10 protein-coding genes are annotated in these 13851 nt (G+C 43.8%); 7 read left to right on the forward strand and 3 right to left on the reverse strand.

What is annotated here, in order from left to right:
* The first annotated feature begins 134 nt into the window (after positions 1–134).
* From D8852_RS02425 to D8852_RS02460, 7 genes are all read left to right on the forward strand, one after another.
* Positions 135–4526 (forward strand): PolC-type DNA polymerase III, encoded by a 4392-nt coding sequence (locus D8852_RS02425; RefSeq protein WP_125425095.1) that lies wholly within the window; start codon positions 135–137, stop codon positions 4524–4526.
* Between the two features lie 23 nt (positions 4527–4549).
* Positions 4550–4702, forward strand: a complete 153-nt coding sequence (locus D8852_RS02430) for a hypothetical protein (protein WP_125425096.1) — start codon at positions 4550–4552, stop codon at positions 4700–4702.
* 15 nt (positions 4703–4717) lie between these two features.
* The gene (locus tag D8852_RS02435; protein ID WP_125425097.1) at positions 4718–5959 is read left to right on the forward strand and encodes an aminopeptidase; all 1242 of its coding nucleotides are present in this window, start codon (positions 4718–4720) and stop codon (positions 5957–5959) included.
* A gap of 9 nt (positions 5960–5968) precedes the next feature.
* The gene (locus tag D8852_RS02440) at positions 5969–6199 is read left to right on the forward strand and encodes a GlsB/YeaQ/YmgE family stress response membrane protein (protein WP_125425098.1); all 231 of its coding nucleotides are present in this window, start codon (positions 5969–5971) and stop codon (positions 6197–6199) included.
* Between the two features lie 72 nt (positions 6200–6271).
* Positions 6272–6994, forward strand: a complete 723-nt coding sequence (locus D8852_RS02445; protein ID WP_125425099.1) for a pseudouridine synthase — start codon at positions 6272–6274, stop codon at positions 6992–6994.
* Between the two features lie 111 nt (positions 6995–7105).
* Positions 7106–8440 (forward strand): aminopeptidase C, encoded by a 1335-nt coding sequence (gene pepC, locus D8852_RS02455; RefSeq protein ID WP_125425101.1) that lies wholly within the window; start codon positions 7106–7108, stop codon positions 8438–8440.
* A 164-nt stretch (positions 8441–8604) separates the two neighbouring features.
* Positions 8605–10833: an HAD-IC family P-type ATPase gene (locus D8852_RS02460; protein WP_125425102.1), complete on the forward strand. Its 2229-nt coding sequence runs from the start codon at positions 8605–8607 to the stop codon at positions 10831–10833.
* A gap of 59 nt (positions 10834–10892) precedes the next feature.
* Here the strand turns inward: D8852_RS02460 and D8852_RS02465 are convergent, their stop codons facing one another.
* From D8852_RS02465 to D8852_RS02475, 3 genes are all read right to left on the reverse strand, one after another.
* On the reverse strand, positions 10893–11804 hold the full coding sequence (locus D8852_RS02465) for a PTS system mannose/fructose/sorbose family transporter subunit IID (protein ID WP_000818322.1): 912 nt from the start codon (positions 11802–11804) through the stop codon (positions 10893–10895).
* A 14-nt stretch (positions 11805–11818) separates the two neighbouring features.
* A complete protein-coding gene (locus D8852_RS02470; protein ID WP_125425103.1) occupies positions 11819–12631 on the reverse strand; it encodes a PTS mannose/fructose/sorbose transporter subunit IIC in 813 nt (270 codons plus the stop codon).
* 75 nt (positions 12632–12706) lie between these two features.
* Entirely contained in the window at positions 12707–13696 is a 990-nt protein-coding gene (locus tag D8852_RS02475; RefSeq protein ID WP_125425104.1) for a PTS sugar transporter subunit IIB, read from the reverse strand.
* Positions 13697–13851 lie beyond the last annotated feature (155 nt).

Below are 13851 nucleotides of genomic sequence, written 5' to 3' on the forward strand. Positions count from 1 at the left end.
ACTACGAGTCAGTATAGTTTTATCTACCACAAGTATGATAAAATCTTTCCATCTAAGTCGCAAGGGAGATGGTACTGGCTATATATTTTCTTTAATTATGGTAAAATAGTAAGAGAATAATGTGAGGAAAATGAATGTCAAGTAAGTTTGAAATTTTAATGAATCAACTAGGAATCTCTGATCAACTGAAACAGGATCCTGCTCTTGTTGATGCAAGCATTGAGCGTGTCGTGGTTCATAAAATTAGTAAGATCTGGGAATTTCATTTTGTATTTTCTAAAATTTTACCGATTGAAATCTTTTTAGAGTTAAAGAAAGGGCTTAGTGAGGAATTCTCTAAGACAGGGAATAAAGCTGTTTTCGAAATCAAGGTGCTCTCTCAGGAATTTTCAAATGAACTCTTACAAGCATATTATAGAGAGGCTTTTTCTGAAGGTCCGTGTGCTAGCCAAGGATTTAAGTCTCTTTATCAGAATCTGCAAGTTCGTGCGGAGGGAAATCAACTCTTTATTGAAGGTTCAGAGGCGATTGATAAGGAACACTTTAAGAAGAATCATCTTCCTAATCTAGCAAAGCAACTTGAAAAGTTTGGTTTCCCAGCTTTTGTCTGCCAGATAGAAAAGAATGATGCCCTTACACAAGAGCAGGAAGAAGCCTTCTATACGGAGAATGAACAAATCGTCCAGGCTGCCAATGAAGAGGCTTTGCGTGCTATGGAACAACTAGAACAAATGGCTCCTCCTCCAGTAGAAGAGAAACCAGCCTTTGATTTTCAGGCTAAAAAAGCTGCGGCTAAGCCAAAACTAGATAAGGCAGAAGTTACCCAGATGATCGACGTGACGACTGAGGAAAATCGTTTGGTCTTTGAGGGAGTTGTCTTTGATGTCGAGCATAAAGTGACCAGAACGGGTCGTGTTTTGATCAACTTTAAAATGACGGACTATAGTTCAAGCTTCTCAATGCAAAAATGGGTTAAGAATGAAGAAGAAGCTCAGAAGTTTGACATCATCAAGAAAAATTCTTGGCTTCGTGTTCGTGGGAATGTAGAGATGAATAACTTTACACGCGATTTGACAATGAATGTGCAGGATGTGCAGGAAGTTGTTCACTATGAGCGGAAGGATTTGATGCCGGAAGGTGAGCGTCGGGTTGAGTTTCATGTTCATACCAATATGTCGACCATGGATGCACTACCAGAGGTTGAAGAAATCGTTGCGACAGCTGCTAAGTGGGGACACAAGGCGGTTGCCATTACGGACCATGGGAATGTCCAGTCCTTCCCACACGGCTATAAGGCGGCTAAGAAAGCTGGAATCCAGCTGATCTATGGAATGGAAGCCAATATTGTAGAGGACCGTGTCCCTATCGTCTATAACGAAGTGGAGATGGATTTGTCAGAAGCGACCTATGTGGTCTTTGACGTGGAAACGACAGGTCTTTCAGCCATCTATAATGACTTGATTCAGGTTGCGGCCTCTAAGATGTACAAGGGAAATGTTATTGCCGAATTTGATGAATTTATCAATCCAGATCACCCCTTGTCAGCCTTTACTACAGAGTTGACTGGTATTACAGATGATCATGTCAAAAATGCCAAACCACTGGAACAAGTTTTGCAAGAATTCCAAGAATTTTGCAAGGATACAGTCTTAGTTGCCCACAATGCGACCTTTGACGTTGGCTTTATGAATGCCAACTATGAGCGTCATGGTCTGCCTAAGATTAGCCAGCCAGTTATCGATACGCTGGAGTTTGCTAGAAACCTCTATCCTGAGTATAAACGTCATGGTTTGGGTCCTTTGACCAAGCGTTTTGGTGTGGCACTGGAACACCACCACATGGCCAACTACGATGCGGAAGCTACTGGCCGTTTGCTCTTCATCTTTATCAAAGAGGTGGCAGAAAAACATGGTGTGACCGATCTAGCTAGGTTAAATATTGATCTAATCAGTCCAGACTCTTATAAAAAAGCTCGGATTAAGCATGCGACCATTTATGTCAAGAATCAAGTTGGTTTAAAAAATATCTTTAAACTGGTTTCGTTGTCCAATACCAAGTACTTTGAAGGGGTACCACGGATTCCGAGAACGGTTCTAGATGCTCATCGGGAGGGCTTGATTTTGGGCTCAGCCTGTTCAGAAGGTGAAGTTTTTGATGCAGTCGTTTCCCAAGGTGTGGATGCGGCGGTTGAGGTAGCCAAGTATTATGACTTTATCGAGGTCATGCCACCAGCTATCTATGCTCCCCTGATTGCCAAGGAGCAGGTCAAGGATATGGAGGAACTCCAGACTATTATCAAGAGTTTGATAGAGGTTGGGGACCGTCTTGACAAGCCTGTTCTAGCTACGGGAAATGTCCACTATATCGAACCGGAAGAAGAGATTTACCGTGAAATTATCGTCCGTAGTTTGGGACAGGGGGCTATGATTAACCGGACCATTGGTCATGGCGAACATGCCCAGCCAGCTCCTTTGCCAAAGGCTCATTTTCGAACAACCAATGAGATGTTGGATGAATTTGCCTTCCTGGGAGAAGATTTAGCTCGCAAACTGGTTATTGAAAACACCAATGCCTTGGCAGATATCTTTGAACCCGTTGAGGTTGTTAAGGGTGACTTGTACACGCCTTTCATCGATAAGGCAGAAGAAACGGTCGCTGAGTTGACCTATAAGAAGGCCTTTGAGATTTATGGAAATCCGTTGCCAGATATCGTTGATTTGCGAATTGAAAAGGAACTAACTTCCATTCTGGGGAATGGATTTGCCGTTATTTACCTAGCTTCCCAGATGCTGGTGCAACGTTCCAATGAACGGGGTTACTTAGTTGGTTCTCGTGGATCTGTCGGTTCTAGTTTCGTTGCGACCATGATTGGGATCACGGAGGTTAATCCTCTCTCCCCTCACTATGTCTGTGGTCAGTGTCAGTACAGCGAGTTTATCACAGATGGTTCTTATGGTTCAGGTTTTGATATGCCCAACAAGGACTGTCCAAAGTGTGGTCATAAACTCAGCAAAAATGGACAGGATATTCCTTTCGAGACCTTCCTTGGTTTTGATGGAGACAAGGTTCCCGATATTGACTTGAACTTCTCGGGAGAAGACCAGCCAAGCGCCCACTTGGACGTGCGTGATATATTTGGTTCAGAGTATGCCTTCCGTGCAGGAACGGTTGGTACGGTGGCTGCCAAGACTGCCTATGGATTTGTAAAGGGCTACGAGAGGGACTATGGGAAGTTTTATCGTGATGCAGAGGTGGAACGCCTCGCTCAAGGTGCTGCTGGTGTCAAGCGGACAACGGGACAACACCCGGGAGGAATTGTTGTTATTCCTAACTACATGGATGTCTACGATTTTACGCCTGTCCAGTATCCAGCGGATGACGTGACGGCTGAATGGCAAACCACTCACTTTAACTTCCACGATATCGATGAGAACGTCCTCAAACTGGATGTACTGGGACATGATGATCCGACCATGATTCGGAAATTGCAGGATTTGTCTGGAATTGATCCCAATGAGATTCCTATGGATGATGAAGGCGTGATGGCCCTCTTTTCTGGGACTGATGTGCTAGGAGTAACTCCTGAGCAAATTGGAACACCGACGGGTATGCTGGGAATTCCAGAGTTTGGAACCAACTTTGTACGTGGGATGGTAGATGAGACGCATCCGACGACCTTTGCGGAGTTGCTTCAGCTGTCTGGTCTGTCCCACGGTACCGATGTCTGGTTGGGAAATGCCCAAGATTTGATCAAGCAAGGGATTGCGGATCTATCAACCGTTATCGGTTGTCGGGACGACATCATGGTTTACCTCATGCATGCGGGTCTCGAACCTAAGATGGCCTTTACCATCATGGAACGGGTGCGTAAGGGCTTGTGGCTGAAGATTTCCGAAGAGGAGCGAAATGGCTATATCGAAGCTATGAAGGCCAATAAGGTGCCGGAGTGGTATATCGAATCCTGTGGAAAAATCAAGTATATGTTCCCTAAGGCCCATGCGGCAGCCTACGTTATGATGGCCTTGCGTGTGGCCTACTTCAAGGTTCACCATCCCATTTATTATTACTGTGCTTACTTCTCCATCCGCGCTAAGGCTTTTGATATCAAGACCATGGGTGCGGGCTTGGATGCCATTAAGCGTAGAATGGAAGAAATCGCTGAAAAACGGAAGAATAATGAAGCCTCTAATGTGGAAATAGACCTCTATACAACTCTTGAGATTGTCAATGAAATGTGGGAACGTGGTTTCAAGTTTGGTAAACTCGATTTATACCGTAGTCAGGCAACAGAGTTCCTCATTGATGGGGATACCCTCATTCCGCCATTTGTAGCAATGGATGGTCTGGGAGAGAACGTTGCTAAGCAGTTGGTGCGTGCGCGTGAAGAGGGTGAGTTCCTCTCTAAGACAGAACTACGCAAGCGCGGTGGACTGTCATCTACCTTGGTTGAAAAGATGGATGAAATGGGGATTCTCGGCAATATGCCAGAGGATAACCAGTTGAGTTTGTTTGATGAGTTGTTTTAAGAATTAGAACGGAGAACATCTTTATGAAACTTAGAATCTTTGCAGAAGATAAACCAGCTGAAAAGGTTTTTGACTATCAGCTAGAGCTGGCAGATGAAGCAATTATTCTATCGACAGCACTCTTGTCTGGTGCCATTGCTTTAGCAGGATTATTTTCTGCTTTGAAAGAAAAATAGAAAAGGAAGAATAGAATGGTTTTACCAAATTTTAAAGAAAATCTAGAAAAATATGCGAAATTGTTGGTTGCGAACGGAATTAATGTGCAACCTGGTCACACCTTGGCTCTCTCTATCGATGTAGAGCAACGTGAATTGGCGCATTTAATCGTCAAAGAAGCCTATGTACTTGGAGCACACGAAGTTATCGTTCAGTGGACAGATGATGTCATCAATCGTGAGAAATTCCTCCACGCACCGATGGACCGTTTGGACAATGTGCCAGAATACAAGATTGCTGAGATGAACTATCTCTTGGAGAATAAGGCTAGCCGTCTCGGTGTCCGTTCATCTGATCCAGGTGCTTTAAACGGAGTGGACGCTGACAAGCTTTCAGCTTCTGCTAAAGCGATGGGGCTCGCTATGAAGCCAATGCGTATCGCAACGCAATCCAACAAGGTTAGCTGGACTGTAGCAGCCGCTGCTGGACTTGAGTGGGCTAAGAAAGTCTTTCCAAATGCTGCGAGCGACGAAGAAGCGGTTGATCTCCTTTGGGACCAAATCTTCAAAACTTGCCGTGTCTACGAAGAAGATCCAGTTAAGGCTTGGGAAGAACATGCAGCAATCCTTAAGAGCAAGGCGGAAATGCTTAATAAAGAACAATTTTCAGCTCTTCACTACACAGCTCCAGGGACAGATTTGACACTTGGCTTGCCGAAGAATCACGTTTGGGAATCAGCTGGAGCAGTCAATGCACAGGGAGAAGGATTCTTGCCAAATATGCCAACAGAAGAAGTCTTTACGGCTCCTGACTTCCGTCGTGCAGAGGGCTATGTAACCTCTACAAAACCACTTAGCTACAACGGAAATATCATCGAAGGCATTAAAGTAACTTTCAAGGATGGTCAAATCGTAGATATCACTGCTGAGAAGGGTGATCAGGTCATGAAAGACCTTGTTTTTGAAAATGCTGGCGCGCGTTCCTTGGGTGAATGTGCCTTGGTACCAGATCCAAGTCCAATTTCTCAGTCAGGTATTACCTTCTTTAATACCCTTTTCGATGAAAATGCGTCAAACCACTTGGCTATCGGTGCTGCCTATGCGACTAGCGTTGTTGGTGGTGCAGAGATGAGCGAAGAAGAGCTTGACGCTGCAGGACTGAACCGTTCAGATGTTCACGTGGACTTTATGATTGGTTCGAATCAAATGGATATCGATGGTATCCGTGAGGATGGAACACGCGTACCACTCTTCCGTAATGGAGACTGGGCAATTTAAGGAGAAGCTATGCTTGGAAGTATGTTTGTTGGTCTCCTAGTGGGACTCTTGGCAGGTGCTTTAACCAATCGCGGAGAAAGCATGGGATGCTTTGGGAAAATGTTTCTCGGCTGGATTGGTGCCTTTCTGGGGCATCTGCTCTTTGGAACTTGGGGCCCAATTTTAGCGGGAACAGCTGTTATTCCTGCTGTTTTGGGTGCTATGGTTGTCTTAGCTATTTTCTGGAGACGAGGAAGTTAAGTTCCTAAATCTGAAACGAAAAGGAGGTTGGTCATTGAGCCAGCCTCCTTTTGAGTATGATATAATAGTTCTATGAGATTAGATAAATTTTTAGTTGCCTGCGCTGTGGGAAGTCGGACGGAGGTCAAAAATTTGCTCAAGGCTGGGCGCGTGACGGTAAATGGTAAAAAAGAAAAATCAGCTAAATTGCAGATTGATGAAGAAAGAGATGAGATTCGCTTTGATGGGCAAGTATTGGAGTATGAAGAGTTTGTCTACTACATGATGAACAAGCCCCAAGGAGTTATTTCATCGACAGAGGATCCCAAGCACAGAACCGTGTTGGACTTGCTGGATGATATTGCTCGGACCAAGGAAGTTTTTCCAGTAGGGCGCTTGGATATCGATACGCATGGTCTTCTGCTCTTGACCAATGATGGCCAGCTGGCTCATGCTCTTCTTTCGCCCAAGCGTCATGTGGACAAGACTTATATGGCTCAGGTTAAGGGAATTATGAACCAAGAAGACGTGGAGACATTTGCTAAGGGGATTCCGCTCAAAGACTTTACCTGTCAGCCTGCTAAACTGGAGCTTGTTTACATAGATTCAGAAAAGAATCAGAGCCAAATCCGTGTGACTATTGCAGAAGGGAAGTTCCATCAGGTCAAACGAATGGTGGCCTATTGTGGCAAGGAAGTAGTAGACCTACAGCGTTTGACTATGGGAACTCTGATTTTAGATGAGAACTTACAAAGAGGGGAATGGCGTCGTTTGACCAAGGAGGAATTAGAAAATCTCCTTGATAGTATTGCTTAATTGGGTTTATGTTAGAAAAAGGTGAGGAAGAATGTCCTTGCCTTTTGTGTTTTTCAGTTGCTTCCTTTGTGAAAAGCGTTATAATAGACTGTAGAATAAAAGGAGGAATCTATGAACGCGATTCAAGAATCATTTACAGATAAATTATTTGCCAACTATGAAGCAAATGTCAAATACCAAGCGATCGAAAATGCTGCCAGCCACAATGGAATTTTTGCAGCCCTAGAGCGTCGCCAAAGCCATGTAGACAATACACCTGTTTTCTCGCTTGATTTGACCAAGGACAAGGTGACCAACCAGAAAGCATCAGGTCGTTGCTGGATGTTTGCAGCTCTCAACACCTTCCGCCACAAACTCATCTCTCAATACAAACTGGAGAACTTTGAATTGTCTCAGGCCCACACCTTCTTCTGGGACAAGTATGAGAAATCTAACTGGTTCTTGGAGCAAGTGATTGCGACTGCAGACCAAGACTTGACGAGCCGCAAGGTTAGCTTCCTACTCCAAACCCCTCAACAAGATGGAGGACAATGGGATATGGTCGTTGCCCTCTTTGAGAAATACGGTGTTGTTCCTAAGTCAGTTTACCCTGAGTCTGTTTCATCTAGCAGCAGCCGTGAGCTCAATGCCATCCTTAACAAATTGCTTCGCCAAGATGCTCAAATCTTGCGTGACTTGCTCGCTTCTGGTGCAGACCAAGCGACTGTTCAAACAAAGAAAGAAGATCTCTTGCAAGAAATCTTTAACTTCCTTGCAATGTCACTAGGACTTCCACCACGTAAATTTGACTTTGCTTATCGCGATAAGGATGACAATTACCAAAGTGAAAAGGGTATTACGCCACAAGAGTTTTACAAGAAATATGTCAATCTTCCTCTAGAAGACTACGTTTCTGTTATCAACGCTCCAACTGCTGACAAGCCTTACGGTAAATCTTACACAGTTGAGATGTTGGGAAATGTGGTTGGTAGCCGTGCAGTTCGCTACGTCAACGTTTCAATGGAGCGCTTGAAAGAATTGGCGATTGCCCAAATGCAAACAGGTGAGACTGTTTGGTTTGGTTCAGATGTCGGCCAGCTCAGCAACCGCAAAGCAGGAATTCTTGCGACAGATGTTTATGACTTTGAATCAAGCATGGATATTCAACTCACTCAAGACAAAGCTGGACGTTTGGACTATAGCGAAAGCTTGATGACCCACGCCATGGTCTTGACAGGTGTGGACTTGGACGAAAATGGCAAGTCAACCAAGTGGAAAGTTGAAAACTCATGGGGAGATAAGGTCGGCGCAGATGGTTACTTTGTTGCCTCAGACGCTTGGATGGACGAATACACTTACCAAATCGTTGTCCGTAAGGAATTGCTGACAGCAGAAGAACAAGCTGCTTATGAAGCAGAACCAATCGTGCTCGCACCATGGGACCCAATGGGAGCCTTGGCAGAATAAAGCATAAAGAAAAGAGGTTAGGGAAATCCTAGCTTCTTTTTAAGTTCTTCTTGAAGTGGCGATAGATGATGCTTGCCAAGGGAGTTCTTCTTATTTTGAGTCTTTAAGTGACAGAGAAAAAGATATGTGTTACTATAGTAGTACAAAAGTATATCGGAGTAGAAATGAAATATTTAAGCAGTCAAGACATCAAGAATTGTCAACGAAATATCAGCGACATTAAACCTTATAAAACAACCAAGGAAATTGTCGTTTCAAATATTTTTACCTTCTTTAATGCCATGAACTTGGCTCTGGCAGTTCTGGTAGCCACAACCTTGCGATTTGAGAATATGCTCTTTTTAGGTGTGATTGCTATCAATACAGCCATCGGGATTTTCCAAGAAGTGCGTTCAAAAAATGCTTTAGAAAAGCTAAGTTTGCTTGGTAAAAGTAAGTACAAGGTCAATCGAGATGGTCAAACGATTGAGATTGATCCAGAGGACATCGTTTTGGGTGAGTATCTGCATCTCAATCTGGGTGATCAGGTGCCTGTCGATGCAGAAGTTCTTGAAGGGAATATTGAAGTGGATGAGTCCTTGCTGACTGGTGAGAGTGATTCGGTCTTTAAAACAGTTGGTGACAAGCTGATGAGCGGAAGCAATGTCGTCAGCGGTACTTGTCTGGTTATGGCAACGGCTGTGGGTCCAGATAGCTATATTAACAAACTCGCAAAATCCAGCAAGGAATTCAAAAAATACCCTTCTCAACTACGCGATTACATGGATAAGATTTTAAAAATCGTCTCGATCTTGCTGGTGCCAGTTGCCATTCTGCTCTATATCAGAGGTTTTAGTCTAGGACGGTCTTATGTTGAGATTGTTTTAGGAAGTTCAGGTGCTTTGGTCGGCATGATTCCAGAGGGCTTGATTCTCTTGGTTAGCGTCTCCCTAGCGGTAGCAGCCATGAAGTTGGCTAAAAAGAAGGTTCTAGTGCAGGAGCTATACTGTGTAGAGACCTTGGCGCGAGTAGATGTTCTTTGTTTTGATAAGACAGGAACTATCACGACTGGTAATATGAAGGTCCAAGAAATGGATGCTAATGTAGCAGAGAAACTGTCTTCTTATCTGTCTTATTTCGAGGATGAAAATGCAACTTCGCGAGCTCTGAAGACTTACTTAACCTGTGAGAAAAAGTGGGAAGTTCAAGAAGTCGGTGCCTTTTCAAGTAAAAACAAGTATTCCTTTGTCCAAGTAAAAGAGGGTGGGACCTATTTCTTCGGTGCTTATGAATTTCTAGGCTTTACCCAGTCGATGGATGCCTACTATGAGCATCTGAAACAGCAAGGTTTTCGAATCTTGACACTTGCCCATAGTAAGGACCAGATTACGAGCCCAGCCAATATGGAACTACTAGGGCACGTCGTTTTGTCAGATGAGATTAAGGACAATACCAAGGAAACCTTTGACTATTTCGAATCTCAAGGTGTTGAAGTGAAGATTATCAGTGGTGATAATCATGTGGCTGTATATGGGGTGGCTCGTAAGGCAGGTTTTAAGGAAGAAGCCCGTGCGATTGATATGACCAAGGTGAGCGATGATGACTTTGAAAGAGTGGTATTGGAACACGAAATATTTGGTCGTGTGACCCCTGAGCAGAAAGAAAATATGGTGACCGTTTTGCAAAATGCTGGGAAAACAGTTGCCATGAGTGGTGACGGGGTCAATGATGTTCTGGCTCTCAAGAAAGCAGATATCAGTTTTGCGATGAATGGTGCTACCAGTGCGGCCAAAAGCGTCTCCAATATTGTTTTTCTCACAGATGACTTTGCGGTATTTTATGATATTTTGATGGAAGGCCGCCGTGTCATCAATAACATCCAAAAGGTAGCCTCTCTCTTTCTAACAAAGACCTTCTTCTCCATCGTTTTTGCCATTTTGAGTGTGGTATTTGGTTTGGAATTTGCCTTTATCCCCATTCAGTTTACAATCATTTCAGCCATTACGATTGGGATTCCATCCTTCTTCCTGACTTTTGAGTCCAATAAAGAAAAGGTTAGCACTCACTTTATGAGAGATATCCTAACCAACGCGGCGATTGGTGGTGGCGTTCTGGTTGCTAGTGTTCTTTTGACCAATTTCTTTATCACTGTCCCAGGTCAGGTCAAATTTATTTGCTTCCTCCTTGCCCTGATCAATGGTCTGTGTCTAGTTGCCAAGGTCAGCTTGCCTTTTAATCGATACAAGATGCTTTTGCTCACGTTTTTGAGCCTTGCAGCCCTTGTTGGTGTACTTGCCAATACTTTTATCCTACAGGGAGCTTTTGTGCCTTTAGAAGCCAAACAGCTACTCTATGTTGCCATACTAGCAGTGGTGATTGGGTGCTTGCATTATCTTACTAGGAGAAAAAGTTGATACATAAAAAGAATCAGGTTTAATCCTGATTCTTTTTTGTTTATATATTCTCACCGAGATTACATGATACCGAAGAAACGAGCTGCGATACCAACTGCAAAGAGGGCAAGGATGATTGTGATTGGAGATACTTTTTTCTTAAGCAACCACATGCAAAGGAAAGTAAGGAGAAGTCCCATCAATCCTGGAATCAATGAGTCCAACTGACCTTGAAGCGTTTGTGGTTGAACTCTATCTAGGCTCATACCACTAAGCGCTTGACCAAGAATGCCCTTCAACTCAGCTCCTGTAACAGGACCTTCTGGGAAGTTGATGTAGGCACCTTCTGACAATTGTTTGCCTGGAAGGTTGATAGTGAAGTTGATGGATACCCAACGTTGTACAAGAACGGCAAGGATGAACATACCAAGGATAGAAGCACCTTTAGTGATGTCTTTCAAGATACCACCAGACATGTCTTTAGTGATCTCAGATCCAGCTTTGTAACCGAACTCTTGTGTGTACCATAGGAAGGCCATACGGATAGCATTCCATCCGAAGAAGAAGAGAAGTGGACCAACAAGGTTACCAGATGCAGCAAGTGATGCACCAAGAGCTCCAAGGATAGGACGAACTGTAAACCAGAATACTGGGTCACCGATACCAGCAAGAGGTCCCATCATACCGATTTTAACCCCTTGGATAGCCGCGTCGTCGATTTCAACACCGTTAGCGCGCTCTTCTTCAAGTGCAAGAGTAACCCCCATGATTGGAGCAGCGACGTATGGGTGAGTGTTGAAGAATTCAAGGTGGCGCTCAAGAGCAGCCGCTTGGTCTTCTTTTTTAGTGTACAATTTTTTGATAGCTGGGATCAATGAGTAAGCCCAACCCAAGTTTTGCATACGTTCGTAGTTCCAAGAACCTTGAAGGAATTGTGAACGCCACCAAACTTTTTGACGATCTGATTTTGATAATTGAATTTTTTCAGCCATGATTGTTCCCCTTTCTAGTAGTCTTCTAGGATATCACCGATTGGGTCGTTAGAAGTTGCAGCTCCGCCGCCACCGTTTCCACCTTGTTTTGTAAGGTTAAGGTAGATGAAGGCAAGGGCAACACCGATGACACCAAGGGCAATCAAAGTCAATTGAGAAATCGCAGCAAGTGCAAAACCGATAGCGAAGAATGGCCATACTTCACGAGTTGCCATCATGTTGATAACCATAGCGTAACCAACGGCAACGACCATAGCACCACCGACAGCCATACCACCGTTCAACCAGTCTGGCATCAATTTAAGAGCATCTTGAACGGCAGAAGCTGGGATAGCGATAAGGAATGCAGCAGGGATTGCAATACGAAGACCTTGAAGAAGAAGGGCGATAAAGTGAGCACGTTCAACAGCCGCAATATTTCCGTCTTTAGCAGCAGCATCAGCAGTGTGAACCAAACCAACTGAGATTGTACGAACAATCATAGTCAAGAAAAGTCCAGCTACGGCAAGAGGGATAGCTGTTGCTGTTGCAACGGCGATACCTTCAGTAGTAAAGTTACCACCTTTGATCAAGATGATTGCTGCGGCAACAGAGGCAAGAGCAGCGTCAGGAGCTACGGCAGCTCCGATGTTTGCCCAACCAAGGGCGATCATTTGAAGAGATCCACCAAGCATAACACCTGCTTCGAGGTTACCAGTTGCAAGTCCGATAAGGGTACATGCGACGATTGGTTGATGGAATTGGAATTGGTCGAGGATACCTTCAAGACCTGCAAGGAAGGCAACAACTACAACCAAGATAGCAGAAATGATTGAAATATCTGACATGGTTTTATTCCTTTTCTATTTAGTTTTAATAAAGTATTTAATCCTGTTTTCAAAAATGATAGAAACAGATTAAAATTATTGAACGTTTGCTTTGTTAATCAAGTCAAACAAATCTTTTTTCGTGTCGTTTGGTACTTTACGTACGTCAAATTCAACACCGAGGTCACGCATTTTTTCAAAGGTTGCAACGTCTTCTTTGTCCATAGACAAAACGTTGTTAATCATTGTTTTACCTGTTGAGTGAGCCATAGAACCAACATTAAGAGTCTTGATTGGCACGCCACCTTCGATTGCTCGAAGTGCATCTTGTGGTGTTTCAAACAAGATAAGGGCATGAGTGTCACCGAAACGTGGGTCTTTTGCAACGTCAATCAATTTTTGAATTGGAACAACGTTGGCTTTTACTCCGTTTGGAGCTGCTTGTTTAATCAATTCTTTACGCAAGTCGTCGTTAGCAACGTTATCTGAAGCAACGATGATACGGTTTGCTTTTGAATCTGGAGTCCAAGCAGTCGCAACCTGACCGTGAAGGAGACGAGTGTCTAGACGAGCAAGGTTGATTTTCAGTTTACCGTCACCGATAACAGTTCCTTCTGGAATAGCAGCTTGTGCGGCAGGAGCAGCTGCAGCAGTTGCAACTTCCTCAACTGGGTTAAGCTCTTCTGGAAGAGCTTTGATGCCATCTTTGGCTTCTTTAATGATATTCGCAGCGACTTTTTCCACACCTGCATTCGCGTCCATAAGGCGCTCTGTGTAGGCTTGGATCAACATCGGCAAGTTTAGTCCTGTGATGATGGCAAATTTACGTTCTGGATTTTCTCCCATCACGCGGCTAGCTTGGTTGAATGGAGATCCACTCCAAAGGTCAGCCAATACTAGAACCTCATCTTCTGCGTCAAATGCAGCAACAGCGTTATTGAGCTTAGCGTATAAATCATCTGGACCTTCATTTGGCATAAAGGTTACAACTTGAACCTTCTCTTGTTCACCAAAAATCATGGATCCGGACTGATGAATACCCGCAGCAAATTCGCCGTGGCTCGCAATAATGATTCCGATACTCATTATTGTCATTCCTCCTTTAAAATGTTTGACTGTGTGTTTAAGAAAACTTTAAGCCTAATTAAGTATAAACCGTTTTCATATAAAAATCAACTACTTTTTCTAAAAACAGGAAAGTTTTCAATAAAAACACCTCTACAAAATGTTAATATAATAAG

Source organism: Streptococcus mitis, assembly GCF_003942695.1.
GTDB lineage: Bacteria > Bacillota > Bacilli > Lactobacillales > Streptococcaceae > Streptococcus > Streptococcus mitis_BD.

Excerpts from the sequence above, each read along its gene's own strand:
- D8852_RS02445 (WP_125425099.1), top strand. The coding sequence starts at position 6,272 with ATGAGATTAGATAAATTTTTAGTTGCCTGCGCTGTGGGAAGTCGGACG.
- D8852_RS02440 (WP_125425098.1), top strand. The coding sequence starts at position 5,969 with ATGCTTGGAAGTATGTTTGTTGGTCTCCTAGTGGGACTCTTGGCAGGT.
- D8852_RS02460 (WP_125425102.1), top strand. The coding sequence starts at position 8,605 with ATGAAATATTTAAGCAGTCAAGACATCAAGAATTGTCAACGAAATATC.
- D8852_RS02465 (WP_000818322.1), bottom strand. The coding sequence starts at position 11,804 with ATGGCTGAAAAAATTCAATTATCAAAATCAGATCGTCAAAAAGTTTGG.
- pepC (WP_125425101.1), top strand. The coding sequence starts at position 7,106 with ATGAACGCGATTCAAGAATCATTTACAGATAAATTATTTGCCAACTAT.
- D8852_RS02470 (WP_125425103.1), bottom strand. The coding sequence starts at position 12,631 with ATGTCAGATATTTCAATCATTTCTGCTATCTTGGTTGTAGTTGTTGCC.
- D8852_RS02435 (WP_125425097.1), top strand. The coding sequence starts at position 4,718 with ATGGTTTTACCAAATTTTAAAGAAAATCTAGAAAAATATGCGAAATTG.
- D8852_RS02425 (WP_125425095.1), top strand. The coding sequence starts at position 135 with ATGTCAAGTAAGTTTGAAATTTTAATGAATCAACTAGGAATCTCTGAT.
- D8852_RS02475 (WP_125425104.1), bottom strand. The coding sequence starts at position 13,696 with ATGAGTATCGGAATCATTATTGCGAGCCACGGCGAATTTGCTGCGGGT.
- D8852_RS02430 (WP_125425096.1), top strand. The coding sequence starts at position 4,550 with ATGAAACTTAGAATCTTTGCAGAAGATAAACCAGCTGAAAAGGTTTTT.